Genomic DNA, 16,577 nt, shown 5'->3' on the forward strand with positions numbered 1-16,577 from the left:
GGTGCGCGCGCCTGTGCTGAACGTCGGTACGGTGCCGTACGGGCACGCACCTGCGCCGACGTGCGACGCATGAAAACCTGGTCACGGGGACTTATAATCTGCAGGAGCGCGCCCGCGCCGCCGCAGGTTGCGGAGAGCGCGGCTGCGACACCGTCGCGGGGGTTTTTCCGCAGGAGGTCGAGGAGCGGTACATGGCAAACGTGGATCCTGCAAGGAAAAATCATCTGCTCGCCGTTCTGCAAGAAACGGAATGGGCACGGCTGTCATCTCATCTGGTGCGCGTCGATATGCCCTTGGGGCAGGTCGTATACGAATCCGGTGATCGCCTCGATCACGTCTACTTCCCGACCACTTCGATCGTCTCATTGCTCTACGTAATGGAAGACGGCGCGTCTGCGGAAATTGCGATCGTCGGCAATGAGGGGCTCATCGGTATTGCACTGTTCATGGGTGGCGATACAACGCCGAGCCGGGCGATCGTGCAAAGCGCCGGCGAGGCGTACCGGCTTGATGCGCGGATTCTGAAAGAAGAGTTCCGCCGTGCCGGCCCGGTTCAGCGGCTGCTGCTGCGTTACACCCAGGCGCTCATCACCCAGATGGCACAGACAGCCGTGTGCAACCGTCATCATTCGATCGATCAGCAACTCTGTCGATGGCTCCTGCTCAGCATCGATCGCCTGCCGTCCAACGAACTGAAGATGACCCAGGAACTGATCGCCAATATGCTGGGTGTGCGGCGCTCCGGCGTCACAGAGGCGGCGTTGAAACTGCAGGATGCCGGGCTGATCCGCTACAGCCACGGGCATATTGAAGTTCTAGATCGCCCCGGACTGGAAGCACGCGTATGTGAGTGCTACAGCGTGGTGAGACGGGAATTCGACCGCCTGTTACCCGATCTGAAAGCCGTATAGACGTTATGCCGTGTCAGCCCGCAAGACGCTCCCTAGATCTCGATGATCACCTTAAGCCCCCCGCGTATCCGCTGCGTGGGAGGCGGCCCACGATGGACAACTGCTCTCATTGCCGACATCTACATCGAGTAGGCGGAAATTACGGCAGTTGAATTGACGCAACATGGCGCGTTTTATGGCGCCGCAGAGGCGGCTGCGCCAGCTTGTTTGAGTCGCAATGCCGCCCTTTCCTCCGACCAGTACCCCGCCTTGCCATAGAACGCGTACAGCTGCGTTTCGAAATCGCGCTCTAGCGGAATCCTGTTGTCGTAGTCCGGGCTGTCCTTGATGGCGTCGCGTGTCAGCTGTGTCGAAACAGTGGACTCGAGCCAGTCGATCAGGAAGATCCACTCTGTTGCCAGCAGCACCTCCCTCGACGCCCACCAGCTTTGCGTATCGACGGTGAGATAGCGAATAGTCCAGGCCTCATCGTCAAAAATGAATCCGGACACGTACCCGATATCGCCATCGGCCGCCGCGACGTGGTAACCATCCACCGCGTCCGTGCTATGCAGATGGCTGTCGCCTGGCGGCTTGTCGCCGAACAACGCGAGTTGCGCGAGCGTCTCCGGTGACACAGCCGATAGCACCGCACGGCTGAACGCCGGATAGCTACCCGCGCCCCACACGTCTACGCCGCCCCAATACACGGGGTAACCGTAATAGCGGAGATACTCGGCTTCGTCTTGACGCGAGACGGGGTTGTCAGTGTCGACACGAGGACTGTCGCTCACCTGCTGCCGTGTGAGATCGACGTGGACGCTCAACGCCCCCGGATCCATGCGGATAACCGAATAAGGCGAAATCAGCACGCGCCGCCCGTCGATCCAGTTTCCCGTTTTGACAACCAGGTAGCGGATACCCCACGCATCGTGATCGAAATAGACCTCTTCGACACTACCTAATTCGCCATCGCTCGCGGCCACCCTACATCCCTTCAGACTCTCGATACTTCGCAACATGATTCGATACTCCTGCTACGTGTGGGACGGCATCAATGAATGCCTTCGCCATTGCCGGACGAAGGATGAATATCCGTCGCGACGACATTGTCCGTTACAGCGTCTAGAGGTGGCCGCGCAAAATCGGACAGCGGGATAAGTGGAACGGCCGGGGCCCGAGCCAGCGATAATGCAGGCAAAGGAACCGAGGAAATGACGAAACGAACCCGACGCACGCACTCAGCGGCGTTCAAAGCGAAAGTGGCCCTGGCGGCTGTCAAGGGGGAGCGCACGCTGGCCGAACTGGCGCAGCAGTTCGACGTGCATCCGAACCAGATCACGGAATGGAAACGGCAGTTGCAGGAGCGTGCGGCCGACGTGTTCGGTTCGGCGGGCGCGGTGTCGAGCGAACCGCCGGTAGACGTGACGACGCTGCACGCCAAGATCGGCCAGCTCACGCTGGAGAATGATTTTTTAAGCGGCGCGCTCAACAAAGCGGGATTGCTGAGCGCAAAGCGATGATTGACCGTAGTCACGCGTTGCCGGTATCGCAGCAAGTCAGGCTTGTCGGTATTGCAAGATCGAGCGCGTATTACCAGGCGCGGCCGCTCAGCGGCGACGACCAGCGGTTGATGCGCCGAATCGACGAACTGCATCTGGAGTTCCCGTTTGCCGGTGCGCGGATGCTGGCGCGCCTGTTGCGGCGGGAGGGTCACGAAGTTGGCCGTCGCCGCGTGCGTACGCTCATGAAGCGCATGGGTGTGGAAGCGCTGTATTGCAGGCCGAACACGAGCCGACGCAACGCGAAGCACAAGATCTGGCCTTACTTGCTGCGCGGCCTGAAGATCGACCGGGCCAATCAGGCCTGGGCGCTCGACACGACCTATATCCCGATGGCGCGCGGCTTTGTGTATCTGACGGCGGTGGTGGACTGGGCCAGCCGCAAGATCCTCGCGCACCGCGTGGCGATCACGCTGGAGGCCGTGCATGCCGTTGAAGCGCTGGAAGAAGCGTTCGCCCGCTATGGGCACCCCGACATCGTGAACACAGATCAGGGCAGCCAGTTCACGGCGGGAGCCTTCACCGAGGCGGTGCTGAGCCGAGGCATTCGGCTGTCGATGGACGGAAAAGGCGCCTGGCGCGACAACGTGTTCGTCGAACGAGTGTGGCGAAGCGTCAAGTATGAGGAGGTGTACCTGAAGGCATATGAGTCGGTCAGCCACGCCCGGCGCTCCATTGGCCAATACATTGAACTGTACCACCGCAAACGTCCTCATTCGAGCCTGGCGGATCAGACGCCCGATGAGGCATACTTCGCGACGCTGCCAGCGATCAAATCGGCAGCATGATCGCCCCGGACGTTCCACTTAAAAATCTCGGGACCCTGTCCGAAGAAGCGGCGCCACCTCTTCTTGAGTCGGGTCACCTTTGTACCGTCCACCGTCGCGCCGGCCATCAAGCCGCCATTCGTCAGCACGAATGCGTTGATCTGACCGGTTGCCGTGCCCGTGTCGACATTGCCGTTCGCGCCGACCTTCAATACCGCCACCGATGCATCAGCCCCCGCTGACCAGCCTTCGCTACTGCGAAAACGTTCCAGCGCATTGGCCGTCATGAACAGAAAGACAATCGCTTTCGATTGCGCGCCAACCTGCAATCCGACCGAGGCACTTGTCGTGCTGTAGTAGCCGACTGATTTGCCGCCCACGCGTAATGCCCCCTCGCCATACTGTCCGCCCACCCCAAAACCCGCATTGAGTACGGACGGAAAGATCAACATGCCAGTCGATTTCCCGACCAGTTCCCGGGAACCTGGCGCGACGTTGTAGAGCCGCGTGAGAGTCGAGTCGACTCCGGCGTCGATGGAATGGCGTTTGTCATTCTGTCCCATCGAATTGGCTGAGGTCGTTGTCGTACAGCCTGACAGTGCGAAGCCGATCGCGAGAACCGAACCCGGTGCGCCCCACATGAATGTTCGTCGTAGCATCGCAGTTTCCCCTTTGTTTTCGGATGTTTCCGACGCTAGCCCATAACAGATCGACAAGCGGTACGACACCGTACAGACAAGCCATCGCCCGCTCAATAAGGTGAACCCTCAGAGGTAGAGAAACGGGTTCGCCTCGACTGGATTCGCGACCGCGCAGAAAACGTAGCTCACGCCAGAATCAGGATGGGTTGCGGGCGGTCGAGCCACCAGCGCTCAGAAGGATTCGAGATGGATATGGGCGTTCTTGTACTGATCGTCGCGGCGGTACTGCTGGTCTCTGCGCTGCCAAGATGGCCACATAGCCGCAAGTGGGGATACTTCCCGACCAGCGTGCCGGGAGTGGTCGCGATTGCCGTACTTGTACTGGTTTTGATGGGAAAGATGTAAGACACGCGTTCTCGTTAGAAGTTGATCCGGCCAAATCTAACGCCACAAATCCAGGGAACACTATGACTTACGCGATGTGGGGAATTTTGACAGCCATGATGTTGATTTTATCGGTCTCCTTTCACCGGTATCGGAAAAGCGTCGCGCGAAAGCAGGAGACTCGCTGGCTAAACGAGCATCACGTGATCGACAGGCTGCGCGATAGACTCGGTTTGTAGTCATGCCTCGCGTATGCACAGCAACCCCGGATAGCCCGGTTCTGCGCGGAGTGATTTCCGGAAGCACCGGGCATGTCACGTGGTAAAGACTGGCCCTGGAGGAGCGGACGAGATGACCCTGAACTACGCAGGCAGGTCGCACGATGAAGCCATGGCAGTGCGACACAAACAGAAACAGAAGGCGCAGGAACAGGCAGGCGGCGTCATGGCAATCGAAGGTACGGAGGCCGCGACGCCGGGCACAGTTGCGGCGAGCTGTCCGAGCAAGGCAAGCAGGTATGGCGAACTGGAAGCGGAATCGACGGCGGCGGGAAAGGAGTGATGCGATCTTGTCAATTCGGCGTCAGGCACAATGGAGCAATTCATTTCCGTCCGTATCGCTCGCCAACCAGCAAGTGTATTGAATGAAGCCATGCAAACGTACAACGCCGCCAGGCACTGTACGCCACCGATGTTGTGCCACTTATAGAGCCTGCCAGAGCGACCTTTTACCGGCTTTTTGTTTTTTGAACCGCCGATGGTCAGGATCGCATCGAGCCGCTGCCAGCGCCTAGCCATTTCCTCGCGTGCCTGATCCATTGCTTCGGCTTTCTGTATGGGATCTCCACGGCGTCTCGCTCTTCAAATTCCGCGGCAACCGGCATGCCATCATCCGTCGCACGCTGCATGGCTTCTCTGCGTCTTTTGCTTTCTGCCAGCTCTTCCGCATTGACCTGGTCATCGTTCATAATCCACTCCTGTGAGACATACTGGTTCGCCGACAGGCGGTTGGCGCCGCCCTGATAGCCGGGACGGCGCGACACATCGTAACGGTGTTCGTGGCGCACGCGTCATCCGTCCACGAAGACCCGTTGGGAAACAGGCATGCTGGACAACTGTCCTTCATACCGGCTCGCAAGTTCGTGTACGACAGCCAGCGTGATCAACGCAGAGCGTGTGATGTGACGTTCTCTTGCTGCCAGATCGACTTGCTGCAGCAGACTTTCGAGCAGACTGAACTGGATGCCCACGGCCTGCGAGGTAACCCGCGCGAGATTGATGTCGACAAACATCCAGATTCCCTCTCCATCGTCCATGTCAAGCACATGCAATTCCGATGTACTGCAGGTGGGAGCGGGTATGAGTTGCTCGCTGCGGTCATAGGCCAATTCGACAGCCTCCTGCGCGTCGCTCTTCAGTTCATCCATCGAATTGCCGTGCGCAGCGGCACGGGGGAAATTGGGAAAACTGGCGCGAAAGCCAGTGTCGCCATCGCGGTGCACATAAAGCGGATATTGCATGTCCTGCTCCCCTCCGACGGAGGACCGACTGGCATTCAGTCAGAGTCCGCTCGCCTGAACGTTGCCGTCGACGCTGTCCTTGCCGTATTGCATCGCGAGGTCGATGGCATCACCCGCGGTGGTGGGACTTGTTGTAGTGAACAACGTCGCATAGCGCCGGGCCTTGGCCTCGCCTGGCTGAATGGTGTCGATGCGCACGACAGACGAAAACCGCCGCGGACCTTTGGCATACGGGTCACGATGCAGCGGAAACTCCTGATGAGAGTACGCGCGTAACTCGTACCCTCTGTATTCGATGGTGGGAATGGTCATGACGACGCGCTCCGTAAATGGTGCTGACCGTCATTGAACTGTGCCTATCCGGATGCGAAAAAAGGGCGGCCAGAGGTACATCTGGATCACTTCACAATGCGCCTGATGATGCCGCAAAGCAATCTAAATCGTGCGGATTTAAAAATGGAGGCCAGCGTCTTGCCGGCCTCCTCATCGGACGGCGAGTCCGTCCAACGACCTGCTCGTGCAGGACGTAGTTTTCGTGCTTGCGCGTGAGTTGGGCATCGCCATTACCTACGCGATGTCCGATCCAGCGATACCCGGCGCGAGTGCCGGCTGCGCGCGTGGTGGTGCAGCGTCATCCCCTCAGACCGCATCAGCGCGCCTCCGATTGCGGACTACATCGCAGTCGGCGGTACAAGCACGATTGCGTAGCGACATATCGCCAAGCTTTGGTTCGAGCACGCGACGCAGCTCTGTGCACACCCGACAAGCGGATGGAACAGCCGACGCCGGTTTTCGCGAATCGAATCGTCCAACAGCGCAATGGCATTGCAACGACTCTCTCCGCTACGATCGCGGCGGAAAAATATAGGGCGGTCCGGTGATGACCATGGGGACCACTCCTTGCTTGTCGAGTGGCCCGAATGAGCAATCGGCTGAGTGCGTTGTGGGAGACTGTCCTGGGCACCTTTCCTTGTGGAAGATACGAAGCGTCTGTAGCATGATGCGCGGGCCTGTGTCGAACGTCGGTACGGTGCCGTACGGGCTTGCGTCCGCGTCGACGTGCGATCGACGCACGGGGGGCGGCCAGCGCAGCCCCCGGAGCTGGGAGCGCATTCACGCCCCCTGCCTGTCATCGCCGCACAGCGCGCATCCGACTGGACCTGATGCCGCAACTGACATCCGAGCCGGTATGCGATGCCAGGCCTACCTGTCGTGCGCGTATGAATTCACGCCTTCAATTCGCAGCATAGACCGACGGCCTCCTGATTCTCCCGTGCAAGAGCACGATCAACAGGCATTCTCAGTTTTTTCGCGGTTCTATTCGCCCTTTATGCCCGTAAATCGCCGGAACACGGCATGATGTCGCGCTGACGCACCCGAACTATAATTTGAGCCGGGCTCTCCCGTCGCTGTGGAGAGCGCTGCTGCGACCTCGTCACCCGGTTTTCATCAGCACGTTGACGAGCGGTACATGGCAAATGCGTATTTCGGACGAACGTGACCGGCCGTTTCGGGATGGTGACCGGCGATTTCGGCAACGTGACCGATCATTTCGGAAACGTGACCGAGCGGACCGGAAGGCGGGATTGGCGTTGCGCATGACATCAACCACGCGGGCTATGCTCGCCGGCTTTGGCCGGAGAGACGATGCCCGCGCACCGGATGAACATGCGCATGATCAAGGACGTTTTACGACTTAAATTCGACGGCGGCTTCTCGCACGATCGGATCGCCGCATCACTGGGCATATCCAAGGGCGTGGTCACGAAGTACATCGGACTAGCCAGTGCCGCCGGGCTGGACTGGGCAAGCGCCTGCGATATGGATGAAGGCGAACTCGAGCGGCGGCTGCTCGGCAAGCCCACGGGGCCAGCAGCCTATGCCCAGCCCGACTATGGACGCATCCATCAGGAGCTGCGTCGCAAGGGCATGACGCTGACGTTGCTATGGGAGGAATACCAGGCTGAGTTCGCGGACCGGCAGACCTACCGCTATACGCAGTTCTGTGGGCACTACAAGGCGTTCACAAAACGCCTGAAGCGCTCGATGCGTCAGATTCATCGCGCCGGCGAGAAGCTGTTTGTCGACTTCGCCGGCCCCACGTTGCCACTGACGACTGGACGCCGCGCGCACATCTTCGTAGCGGCTATGGGCGCATCGAGTTACACGTTCGCATGTGCGACGCCGGCCGAGACAATGGAGGACTGGCTGGGCGGGATCGCTCGCGCGCTGACCTTCTATGGTGGTGTGCCGCAGTTGATCGTCCCGGATAACCCGCGTGCGATGATTGCCGATCCCGATCGCTATGAACCTCGCGCCGGCGACACTGTGCTGGACTTCGCGCGTCACTACGGCACATCATTCCTTCCTGCGCGCGTATATCGTCCGCAGGACAAACCGAAGGTAGAGGTTGCGGTCCAGGTGGTCGAACGCTGGATCATGGCGCGCCTGCGTCATCACCGGTTTGACTCGGTCCACTCGGTCAATGAGGCCATCTGCCCGCTGCTCAGGAACCTGAATGAGAGGCCATTCCAGAAGCTGCCGGGATGTCGTGCCAGCGCGTTCGCCCAGCTGGACGCGCCGGCACTGCAGCCGCTGCCGGCACAGCCCTATGAGCTCGCGCGCTTCAAGACCGTGACGGTTCACATTGACTATCACGTCGAGATCAACAAACACCGCTACAGCGTGCCGCACGCGCTGGTCGGCCTCAAGCTCGATGCGCGTATCACGGCGGGCACTGTCGAACTGCTACATCGCGGTCGCCGCGTCGCCAGCCACGCACGTAACGATCGCGCAGGCAGCTATACCACTGTTGTCGAGCACATGCCTGCGGCACACCGCGCTCATCTGGAATGGACGCCGCAGCGGCTGATTCATTGGGGACAGCAGATCGGCGCGGCAACCGGCGCGCTCGTCACCCGGCTGCTGCAGGAGCAACGCCATCCGGAACACGGCTATCGGGCGTGCCTTGGATTGCTGTCGCTCTCACGTCGCTATGGCCGTGACCGTCTCGAAGCCGCCTGCGCGCTGGCGCTGGAACTGGGCGTACACCGTTACCGCCACGTGCGCGACATCCTGGTCAACAACCGCGACCGGGCGGCGGTGGTAACGCCTGCCGACTGGACCAGCCCGAGCCACGCGCATGTACGCGGCCCCAGCTACTACCAATAAAGAAGACCACCATGATGATGCAACAGACACTGACGCAATTGCGCACCCTGAAGCTGGACGGCTTCGCTGACGGCCTGGAAGAACAATTGACGCAGCCCGGTGCGGCCAGCCTGAGCTTCGAGGAACGCCTGTCACTGCTGGTCGACCGGGAAGCCAGCTGGCGTGATGATCGCCGTCGTACCCGATTGCTCAAGCAGGCGCGCCTCAAATATCCGCAGGCCGCTATTGAGGATCTCGACACGCGCGCTGGCCGTGGCGTCGATCCGCGCTCGCTCACGAGCCTCGCACTCGGTGACTGGGTGCAAGCGGGCTACAGCCTGCTCATAAGCGGCCCAACTGGCGCGGGGAAATCGTGGCTCGCTTGCGCCCTGGCCCAATACGCTTGCCGGCGCGGGCATTCAGCCTTGTATCTGCGCGTGCCGCGACTTGGCGAGGAGCTTCGCGTTCTGCACGGCAACGGCGGCTTCACAAAATGGCTGCTGCAGGTTGCCCGCGTCGACGTGCTTCTACTGGACGATTGGGGAATGGCGCCCCTCGATGCGATGGTTCGAAACGATCTGCTCGAGATGATCGATGACCGCTCGGCGGGAAAGGCGACCATCGTCACCAGCCAGTTACCGATTGAGCACTGGCATGGATGGATCGGCGACGAGACTATCGCCGACGCAATGCTCGACCGCCTCATGCAGCGTCATCATCGGATCACGCTTACCGGTGAATCCCTCAGAAAGGCATCCCCAAAACCCAACGTCCTGGAGCCCGAACTCGACCAGAACTAACAAGGAAATCTACAATCAACACCGCGCAATGCCAAACCCCGCCGAATCGGTCACGTTCCCGAAATCGGCGGTCACGTTCGCCGAAATACGCAGCAAACGTGGATCCCGCAAGGAAAAATCTTCTGCTCTCGGTTCTGCCGAACACGCTTACCAACATGGAACTGGTCGCGTCGACGGACGACCATGATGCGGCTGCTCACCCGCGTTTCTTGAGACGAGCCTTCGCGTTACGCTAAGAAGTCTGGGTCTTGCCGATCACTTTCACCACGCGGCCTTTCAGCGTAACTGCCCGATTGCCCATGACTCTGCCACTGGATGGTCAATTGCGACCTGATATGGGGAAGCGTGGGAAGCATGTTGATCGGAGCGATGCTTGGCACCATCGTAGGCAGACTTGTTGTATATCTGCGGACACGGAATTCCCTGGCTGTTGGGTTTGGTGAGTGGAGTTCCTGCCACTAGGTGGAATCGCCATCTGTGTTTGCTGGCATGCGGTGACAATCGATGCACTGTTGCGTCGGCATGCCTCGCGAGCAGTCGTCCGTTACCGTACAGATCGCCGGGACAAACCATGAGACTGTAGGAGTCAACCTGCCACCAGCGGTTTTCTGACCGGCCCTCACGAGAGCAGGTAGATTCGGGAAGCCGACGCACGCAAGGACAGGCTGCCTTGTGGCTATCAATTGCCGCTGCACCTTCAGGTCAAGTGCAGTTTACGTGTTGAGTGAAGATGCTACTTCGTCCGACATTCCTTCGACTTTCCGCTGGCGCGGGCTCTGTCTATCGGACGGATTCGACCATGGCATGCATCGAAGGTCCGGCCGCCCCCGCTACCATCTTTCCTTCCGGCAGGCCACCGCCGGTCTTCAGGGGGCGGAAGGCCCCCGACGTGATGGACGAAATACTCACGATGATCGCACATGAATTGCTCGGTCCGTTGTCGCCACTGCGACTCGCCGCACACTCTATTCGCCGGGCGTCGCCCGACCAACCTGACGTCATCCGGGTGATCGAGACCGTGGAACGGCAGATCGATGCAGTTTCGCTGCTGGCTGAAGACCTGATGGATACCCAAGTTGACCACGGCGTGCTTCGCTTGGTCAAGCACGAAGTCGGTTTGATGGATTTTCTCGCCGATCCCCTCGACGCGGCAGCGTTGGCGACCGCTGCGCGCAACCAGTCCTTGACTGTCGTAATTGCGGACTGGACTTTGCGCATCGATTGCGATCCCATCCGTCTCACGCAGGCTGTCAACAACCTCCTGCACAACGCAGTGAAATACACTCCACCAGGCGGTCATGTTCGCGTCACCGCGCAGCCGGAAGGCCACGATCTCGTCCTGTCCGTCAGCGACGACGGGCGCGGTATATCCGCAATATTGCTGCCGCACATTTTCGACATCTTCGCTCAATTCACCCCGACGATAGCAGCCAGTGCCGACGATCTGGGAATCGGGCTCGCCGTCGTGAGGGCGATCGTAGAGGCGCACGGCGGTGCGGTTCTGGCCCGCAGCGCGGGAATCGGCGCCGGCAGCGAATTTACGGTCTGGCTACCCATGGACAAACCGCTATGCCACACTAACTAACTGCGCATGACAGCATCTGCCGTAGACCGATCGGGGCCTTCTTGCACCGCATCTGGGTGCATGTCGATATGCCCTTGAGAACGGTCGTTTATGGATCAGGTCATATCGACGCGAGCTGCACTATCTGCGCCCATGTACACATCAGTAGGAAAGCGCACAGCGATGCTCGTGGCGATAGTCCATCATTCAAGAGATTGTGTACCTGTTCTGGGGGCCACCGTTATAAAGGGTTCTGGCGAGTCCCAGAATTTGATCCCGGTTGTGGTCGAAGGTTGCGAGCAACGAGGACTCGCAGGAATCCGCGCCTGGGTTTAGCTTCGTCAGCATCGAGTCATCGACCAGAAAGGCTATCTCGCGAGCGTTGTCGTAGCCCCAAAAGCACACACAGCGCCTCGAAGCGTCGTACATGCGACTGGGATTAGGAAAGTTGAGCACCTCTGCCTTTTTCATCTATTCACGAAGAGAAGGATATCGCCACTTGCTTGCGTTGACGTTGATGTGAGCGTCCATGTCGAGCCGCTTCTGGGCACGCTCGTTTTCCGCCCGCTCCCGCGCAGCGACACGCGCCTTCTGCTCGATGACGTAGGCGCCTTGTCCTGTAGGCGAACTTGAATACGCTTTGATTTGCATTGGCATGCTGGCTCCGCTAACAAACTGAGATTATTAGAGCGGAGCGGCGACCGAGCGTCATCGTCAACACCTCGGCGGCATGACCGACTGCCGGAGCTTGCCGACACACGGTCTCTCCCCCCACGGCCCTGCGCAGCATGGGCTGCGCAGTGCCCGCAGATCACGCTATATCGCCAGGTTGATGACAAGTACCATTCAAGTACCGGATGTGACGCGATGAATCCTGCGTGCGACCGCGGCCCGCCCGAGACCTACTGTCCTGGCGCCTTCATTCCCTCGGCTTCCAGAGAAGCATTCCGCTCCTCGCTGGCCTCGATGGGTTCCATTGCCTCGTCGACAGTGGCTGTCGCTCGTTCCGTGGCCGACGTGGCCGCGTTGACAATTGCGCCGCATTCTCCGTCTTCGTCGCCCGGGGGGCGCAGCATGTCGTCGAGCATGGCCTCCAGCTCCGGTGTGTCCCATGGCGCGCCGCGCTGTCTTCTCTGCTTTATGTAGTGCCTCACTTCCGCATCATGCTCCTGAGTCAACGGAAGACCGCGAAAGGTACTTTGAGGGGTGGCTTCGACCATGATATTGCTCCCTGCATTTGTGCATATTTCAAGTGTAGTCTCATTGTGTTAAAAGGCGCGACTATCGGTCGGTGCATCGCCACCCATCCAGCTGATCCGTGACTGGATCCACATGCCATTGATGCTTGTGTTACCGCCGGGAGGAGCGTCATGCGACGCGATGCACGCGCCTGACGACTTGAGCAGGAACCTTTTTCTCACGGGGAATGACGTGTGCCGAATCTACCGGCGTCCTTCACCTTCTCTGAAGATGCTCTCCCAGTTCAGCACCGCTTGCACTGGGTATCGACTGACAAATTAGGATTCTTAGTGTTTTAAAAGTGGCGTTCGCGGTGCTATCGCGAACACCCTCGTTGGATGGTGCCAACAAGGCTCGCGGCTCGAAGGCCCGACGTAGCAATCGTGCGATCGGGTGGTACCTTGTCACCGAGCAGGGCCGCGAGAGACGGTGTCCAAAGATACGCCTGAGCGGCTTGCTGAGCGTCGCGCTGATAAACAGGCGTACTGTGTGCCGGCAGGATGAAGACGGATCGTAAAAGAACCATACGACGTCATGTGAGGCGCCGTGAAGAAATCGCGACGACGGAGTGCCCGCAAGTGCGGGCACAGGCTGGCCTACAGCGGCTTGATATTTGCTGCCTGTAGTCCTTTTGGACCACGTTTCGTTTCGTAGCTAACCTTCTGGTTTTCGGCCAGGGTCTTGAAACCTTCGCCACTCACTTCGGAGAAGTGCGCGAACAGGTCCTCCCCACCTGTGTCGGGGGTAATGAACCCAAAGCCTTTGCTATCGCTAAACCACTTTACAGTACCGGTATCCATAAACATTCCTTGAAAGACAAAGTGTCAGCTCCAATGGTGGAGTGTCCGAAGAGTCAAGGAGTGAGAGGACAACGAATACCGCTGACGCAGCGAGCCATTGATGAGCAGCAATCGACCTTCTTGAGCTTCGCGTCCCACCATACGCTGGTGATGGCAATCAAGCAAGAAGAATGTAAATGCGCGGCTCGTCCTGTTCGTCGCGTTCGCGCATGCCAAGCATTGATGGGTATCTTCCACATCTAAAGCGCGCCGTGGGCGACTGGCGCGGTCTGCCTGTTACCGTACAGGGCTTGTCGAAAATAGATCGCGACGGAAACAGCAAATGCGCACAGAATGGACAACAAGGCGGCCGCTTTCGCGGTCGAAGTAACTGGAGAACACCATGGCAAAGGGTCAACAACGCGGCAATCGCGAGGCAAAAAAGCCTAAGCAGCCGAAAAAAGTACCGTCTCCTGCAGCGGATGTGTCCTGGACGACAGCCACGAGGACCTCCGCTACCAGCTCACCAGCGAAAAAGAAATAGCCAGCACGTGAGAACGCAGACCGAGATCTGCGTCTTCTGATTCCCTTCTTCCGCGCGCACCGCCCGTCCAGGTGCCATCCGGGTGGCCAGGGGCCGGCCCATTTCCTCTTTGCTGCCGGATTTGTCGCGCGACACACGCGACGTACCGCACGCGCGGTGTGCCGGAGTTCGTCATGCCGGCAATCCGTGCTCACAACCACGGGTCATCGTAGCGATGGCGTCCCGCACGCCTTTCAACAGCGTCGCGCGCGGGGGCGCCGCTTTGCCTCGTCCGTTCGAATTACCTAACCGCAGGAAAAGGGCGTCTGTGAACAAATTGCTTCAGTACGCCGCGCGATTTCGGCCACGCCTACCGGGCTGCACTTTACCGTTGAGCACGCCGCATTCGAAGCCGGTCGGCAGGATGTCGCTCAGCATCACCAGCGACTCGTCATCGGCATCGTCCGGAATCCGGTACAGGCTGGTGTCCGCGTAAGGAATACGGACGTATTCGGCCTGCGTGCCGTCGATCTTATTGCCCAGTATCCATCCACCGCTCGTGCAGTGCGAATACATCTGCTTGCGGCAATACACGCATTTCCCGCACGAGGTGATGCACGAAATCAGAACACGCTCGCCCGGTCTGAATGTCGTCACGGACGGGCCGATCTGATGGACCACGCCTAATCCCTCGTGACCCAGCACACGGCCAGGCTGACAACTCGGGACGTCGCCGTTGAGGATGTGCAAATCCGTGCCGCAGATTGTCGTCCTCGTTACCTTCACGATCGCGTCCGTCGAGGCCGAGATTTCCGGTACGGGACGCTGTTCGAGGGCCTTGTCTGACGATCCTTGATATACAAGTACAAGTGCTCTCATTTCGATCTCTCCGTCATGGGGGCGGGCAGTCACTACAGGTTGATGAATTCGTGCATCGTGATTGGCAGTGCCCTATGGGGCCGCAGACGCTACGCCACCCATTCCTTTCAGGCGCAACGCCACCCTTTTCATCCGACCAGTACCCTACCTTGCCATAGAACGCGTACAGCTGCGTTTCGAAATCGCGCTCCAGTGGAATCCTGTTGTCGTAGGCCGGACTGCTTTTGATGGCGTCGCGTGTCAGTTTTGTCGAAACAGTGGACTCGAACCAGTCGATCAAGGATATCCACTCCGTTGCCAGTAACGCTTCCCTTGACGGCCACCAGTTTTGCGTGTCGACGGTGAGATAGCGAATGGTCCAGGCTTCATCGTCGAAGATGAATCCGGACACGTGGCCAATATCGCCATCGGCCGCGGCGAAGTGGTACCCGTCCACCGCGTCCGTGCTACGCAGATGACCGTCGCCCGGCGGATGGTCACCGACTAGTGGGAGTTGCGCGCGCGTCTGCGACGACACCGCCGCGCGGCTGAAATGCCGGATAGCTGCTAACGCCCCATACGTCCGGGCCGCCCCAGTACGCCGGGTAACCGTAATAGCGGGAATACTCCGCTTCATACTGACGCGAGATCGGTTTGTGGGTGTCGATAGGGGGACTGTCGCTCACCTGCTGTCGCGTGAGATCGACGTGGACGCTCAGCGCCGCCGGCTCCGCTCGGATAACCGAGTAGGGCGAAATCAGCACGTGCCGCCCGTCGATCCAGTTTCCCGTTTTGACGACCAGATAGCAGATACCCCACGCTTCGTGATCGAAATAAAGCTCTTCGACATTGCCTATATCACCGTCACTCGCGACCACGGCGCATCCGTTCAGACTCTCGATATTTCGCAGCATGGTTCGATACTCCAGTGATGGACGTCGGGCGCCCGCCTAAGCCGCCGTCTTGAGCGGTGTCGGCGACATGCCCGCTACGTCGTGCGCGGCTATGGCCAGCGCCAGCGGCGGGTTCAGGCTATCGATCATCGAACTTGGAATCAGGATGGTCGCGCCGCGCTCCTTCGTAGTTTCATAGATGATATTCATCGCCCGCAATTGCGGTGCCCCTGGGTGGTTTTCATAGACCCGGGCGGCGTCCACGAACTTCGCGGCAATTTCGGCTTCGGCAGAACCGAGGATCACACGCGCCTGCTTTTCGCGTTCGGCCTGGGCCTGCCTCGACATCGCGTCCTGCAACGCTACCGGGATCGCAACGTCCCGGATCTCTACCGATCGAACCGTGACGCCCCAGTCGGCAATCTTGCCCCCTATTTCGTCGCGCAGGTGCGCATCGGCAGCCCGTCGATCCGAGAGAAGCGAAGCCAGCATCGAGGCGCCGATCATCTCGCGCAGCGAAGTCTGGGCGACGCGGTCGATCGCTTGTCGGTAGTCCGTAATGGCAAGCGCCGCCTTTTGTGCATCATGCACGTGCCAGAAGATGATCGCGTCGACATTGACGGGGACCGTATCTTTCGTCAGCGCCTGCTCCGCATTAAAGGCGGTAGTCTGGACACGCTCGCCGATGATGGCGACCACGCTGTCCAGCACCGGGATGATCATGAAGAGTCCCGCTCCCCTGACGCCATGGAGTTTGCCGACGCGCAGGATGACAAACTTCTGCCACACGTTGGCGACCTTCACCGAAGCCGCGACCAGAACTGCAACGAGAAAAATGGGCGGCGCAAGATAAAGGCTGACCCATTGACCAACCGCGATTGCGATCAGTGTAACCGCGACGGAAAGAGAAAGTGTGATCGGGTTCATAGGCATGCTCCTGGCGCGGGGCGGCGGTTAGCGCGCGTGCGCTGAAGGCCTTTCGCGTGACACCGCACTGGAAAGCACGAG

The 16,577-nt window shown here is 59.6% G+C and carries 18 protein-coding genes and 2 pseudogenes; 7 read left to right on the forward strand and 13 right to left on the reverse strand.

The genetic code is table 11. The annotated features are described in order from the left end of the window. Positions 1–191 precede the first annotated feature (191 nt). Entirely contained in the window at positions 192–911 is a 720-nt protein-coding gene (locus FRZ40_RS18170) for a Crp/Fnr family transcriptional regulator (RefSeq protein ID WP_147235066.1), read from the forward strand. 173 nt (positions 912–1,084) lie between these two features. Here FRZ40_RS18170 and FRZ40_RS18175 read toward each other — a convergent pair whose 3' ends face one another. Then, the gene (locus FRZ40_RS18175) at positions 1,085–1,912 is read right to left on the reverse strand and encodes a PRC-barrel domain-containing protein (protein ID WP_054925098.1); all 828 of its coding nucleotides are present in this window, start codon (positions 1,910–1,912) and stop codon (positions 1,085–1,087) included. Between the two features lie 192 nt (positions 1,913–2,104). Between FRZ40_RS18175 and FRZ40_RS18180 the strand changes: the two genes are divergently transcribed. Continuing rightward, positions 2,105–3,240 (forward strand): IS3 family transposase gene (locus tag FRZ40_RS18180; RefSeq protein ID WP_420873870.1). Its coding sequence is split into 2 segments (ribosomal slippage): positions 2,105–2,369 and positions 2,369–3,240, totalling 1,137 coding nucleotides; the frame shifts between segments, so codons are not numbered across the junction. Here the strand turns inward: FRZ40_RS18180 and FRZ40_RS18185 are convergent. Further along, positions 3,183–3,878, reverse strand: a complete 696-nt coding sequence (locus FRZ40_RS18185) for a BPSL1445 family SYLF domain-containing lipoprotein (protein WP_082427236.1) — start codon at positions 3,876–3,878, stop codon at positions 3,183–3,185. The genes FRZ40_RS18180 and FRZ40_RS18185 overlap by 58 nt on opposite strands. Before the next feature lie 228 nt (positions 3,879–4,106). Between FRZ40_RS18185 and FRZ40_RS18190 the strand changes: the two genes are divergently transcribed. After that, complete coding sequence (locus FRZ40_RS18190) at positions 4,107–4,265, forward strand: DUF3309 family protein (RefSeq protein ID WP_082427232.1); 159 nt, start codon at positions 4,107–4,109, stop codon at positions 4,263–4,265. A 330-nt stretch (positions 4,266–4,595) separates the two neighbouring features. Continuing rightward, positions 4,596–4,798, forward strand: a pseudogene (locus FRZ40_RS18195) (hypothetical protein); the annotation flags it as partial. A 206-nt stretch (positions 4,799–5,004) separates the two neighbouring features. On the opposite strand, the gene FRZ40_RS18200 reads toward FRZ40_RS18195, so the two are convergent. Genes FRZ40_RS18200 through FRZ40_RS18210 form a run of 3 tightly spaced genes read right to left on the reverse strand, consistent with a single transcriptional unit; the run spans position 5,005 to position 6,075 of the window. Then, positions 5,005–5,310: a hypothetical protein gene (locus FRZ40_RS18200; protein WP_240057222.1), complete on the reverse strand. Its 306-nt coding sequence runs from the start codon at positions 5,308–5,310 to the stop codon at positions 5,005–5,007. 3 nt (positions 5,311–5,313) lie between these two features. Continuing rightward, a complete protein-coding gene (locus tag FRZ40_RS18205; protein ID WP_054925094.1) occupies positions 5,314–5,763 on the reverse strand; it encodes a type II toxin-antitoxin system HicB family antitoxin in 450 nt (149 codons plus the stop codon). A 39-nt stretch (positions 5,764–5,802) separates the two neighbouring features. After that, a complete protein-coding gene (locus FRZ40_RS18210) occupies positions 5,803–6,075 on the reverse strand; it encodes a hypothetical protein (protein WP_054925093.1) in 273 nt (90 codons plus the stop codon). A gap of 1,335 nt (positions 6,076–7,410) precedes the next feature. Here FRZ40_RS18210 and istA point away from each other — a divergent pair. The 3 genes from istA to FRZ40_RS18225 all read left to right on the forward strand — a co-directional run bounded on the left by istA (position 7,411) and on the right by FRZ40_RS18225 (position 11,298). After that, positions 7,411–8,934 carry an IS21 family transposase gene (gene istA, locus FRZ40_RS18215; protein WP_147234346.1) on the forward strand — a complete coding sequence of 508 codons (1,524 nt, stop codon included), beginning with the start codon at positions 7,411–7,413 and terminating at the stop codon, positions 8,932–8,934. Between the two features lie 11 nt (positions 8,935–8,945). Further along, on the forward strand, positions 8,946–9,713 hold the full coding sequence (istB, locus tag FRZ40_RS18220) for an IS21-like element helper ATPase IstB (protein ID WP_042317356.1): 768 nt from the start codon (positions 8,946–8,948) through the stop codon (positions 9,711–9,713). Positions 9,714–10,512: 799 nt separating this feature from the next. Beyond that, positions 10,513–11,298, forward strand: a complete 786-nt coding sequence (locus FRZ40_RS18225) for a sensor histidine kinase (RefSeq protein ID WP_054925092.1) — start codon at positions 10,513–10,515, stop codon at positions 11,296–11,298. A 186-nt stretch (positions 11,299–11,484) separates the two neighbouring features. Here FRZ40_RS18225 and FRZ40_RS18230 read toward each other — a convergent pair whose 3' ends face one another. From FRZ40_RS18230 to FRZ40_RS18260, 8 genes and pseudogenes are all read right to left on the reverse strand, one after another. Further along, a complete protein-coding gene (locus FRZ40_RS18230; protein WP_054925091.1) occupies positions 11,485–11,748 on the reverse strand; it encodes a DUF1488 family protein in 264 nt (87 codons plus the stop codon). Next, complete coding sequence (locus FRZ40_RS18235; RefSeq protein WP_054925090.1) at positions 11,749–11,934, reverse strand: hypothetical protein; 186 nt, start codon at positions 11,932–11,934, stop codon at positions 11,749–11,751. A 245-nt stretch (positions 11,935–12,179) separates the two neighbouring features. Continuing rightward, positions 12,180–12,497, reverse strand: coding sequence for a hypothetical protein (locus tag FRZ40_RS18240; protein WP_054925089.1), 318 nt, complete (start codon positions 12,495–12,497; stop codon positions 12,180–12,182). Positions 12,498–13,112: 615 nt separating this feature from the next. Then, a complete protein-coding gene (locus tag FRZ40_RS18245; RefSeq protein ID WP_054925099.1) occupies positions 13,113–13,316 on the reverse strand; it encodes a cold-shock protein in 204 nt (67 codons plus the stop codon). Positions 13,317–14,190: 874 nt separating this feature from the next. After that, positions 14,191–14,697 (reverse strand): annotated as a pseudogene (locus FRZ40_RS18250) (alcohol dehydrogenase catalytic domain-containing protein); the annotation flags it as partial. A 13-nt stretch (positions 14,698–14,710) separates the two neighbouring features. Further along, entirely contained in the window at positions 14,711–15,214 is a 504-nt protein-coding gene (locus FRZ40_RS45975; protein WP_338048155.1) for a hypothetical protein, read from the reverse strand. After that, the gene (locus FRZ40_RS45980) at positions 15,174–15,590 is read right to left on the reverse strand and encodes a PRC-barrel domain-containing protein (RefSeq protein ID WP_338048156.1); all 417 of its coding nucleotides are present in this window, start codon (positions 15,588–15,590) and stop codon (positions 15,174–15,176) included. Before FRZ40_RS45980 ends, FRZ40_RS45975 begins: the two co-directional genes overlap by 41 nt. Before the next feature lie 36 nt (positions 15,591–15,626). Then, a complete protein-coding gene (locus FRZ40_RS18260) occupies positions 15,627–16,496 on the reverse strand; it encodes a slipin family protein (RefSeq protein ID WP_054925088.1) in 870 nt (289 codons plus the stop codon). Positions 16,497–16,577: the final 81 nt, after the last annotated feature.

Source organism: Paraburkholderia azotifigens, from assembly GCF_007995085.1.
Lineage (GTDB): Bacteria > Pseudomonadota > Gammaproteobacteria > Burkholderiales > Burkholderiaceae > Paraburkholderia > Paraburkholderia azotifigens.

What these genes read in the sequence shown, in the direction of transcription:
- FRZ40_RS18170 (WP_147235066.1), top strand. Translation starts at nt 192, where the DNA reads ATGGCAAACGTGGATCCTGCAAGGAAAAATCATCTGCTCGCCGTTCTG.
- FRZ40_RS18175 (WP_054925098.1), bottom strand. Translation starts at nt 1,912, where the DNA reads ATGTTGCGAAGTATCGAGAGTCTGAAGGGATGTAGGGTGGCCGCGAGC.
- FRZ40_RS18185 (WP_082427236.1), bottom strand. Translation starts at nt 3,878, where the DNA reads ATGCTACGACGAACATTCATGTGGGGCGCACCGGGTTCGGTTCTCGCG.
- FRZ40_RS18190 (WP_082427232.1), top strand. Translation starts at nt 4,107, where the DNA reads ATGGATATGGGCGTTCTTGTACTGATCGTCGCGGCGGTACTGCTGGTC.
- FRZ40_RS18205 (WP_054925094.1), bottom strand. Translation starts at nt 5,763, where the DNA reads ATGCAATATCCGCTTTATGTGCACCGCGATGGCGACACTGGCTTTCGC.
- FRZ40_RS18210 (WP_054925093.1), bottom strand. Translation starts at nt 6,075, where the DNA reads ATGACCATTCCCACCATCGAATACAGAGGGTACGAGTTACGCGCGTAC.
- istA (WP_147234346.1), top strand. Translation starts at nt 7,411, where the DNA reads ATGCCCGCGCACCGGATGAACATGCGCATGATCAAGGACGTTTTACGA.
- istB (WP_042317356.1), top strand. Translation starts at nt 8,946, where the DNA reads ATGATGATGCAACAGACACTGACGCAATTGCGCACCCTGAAGCTGGAC.
- FRZ40_RS18225 (WP_054925092.1), top strand. Translation starts at nt 10,513, where the DNA reads ATGGCATGCATCGAAGGTCCGGCCGCCCCCGCTACCATCTTTCCTTCC.
- FRZ40_RS18230 (WP_054925091.1), bottom strand. Translation starts at nt 11,748, where the DNA reads ATGAAAAAGGCAGAGGTGCTCAACTTTCCTAATCCCAGTCGCATGTAC.
- FRZ40_RS18235 (WP_054925090.1), bottom strand. Translation starts at nt 11,934, where the DNA reads ATGCCAATGCAAATCAAAGCGTATTCAAGTTCGCCTACAGGACAAGGC.
- FRZ40_RS18240 (WP_054925089.1), bottom strand. Translation starts at nt 12,497, where the DNA reads ATGGTCGAAGCCACCCCTCAAAGTACCTTTCGCGGTCTTCCGTTGACT.
- FRZ40_RS18245 (WP_054925099.1), bottom strand. Translation starts at nt 13,316, where the DNA reads ATGGATACCGGTACTGTAAAGTGGTTTAGCGATAGCAAAGGCTTTGGG.
- FRZ40_RS45980 (WP_338048156.1), bottom strand. Translation starts at nt 15,590, where the DNA reads ATGCTGCGAAATATCGAGAGTCTGAACGGATGCGCCGTGGTCGCGAGT.
- FRZ40_RS18260 (WP_054925088.1), bottom strand. Translation starts at nt 16,496, where the DNA reads ATGAACCCGATCACACTTTCTCTTTCCGTCGCGGTTACACTGATCGCA.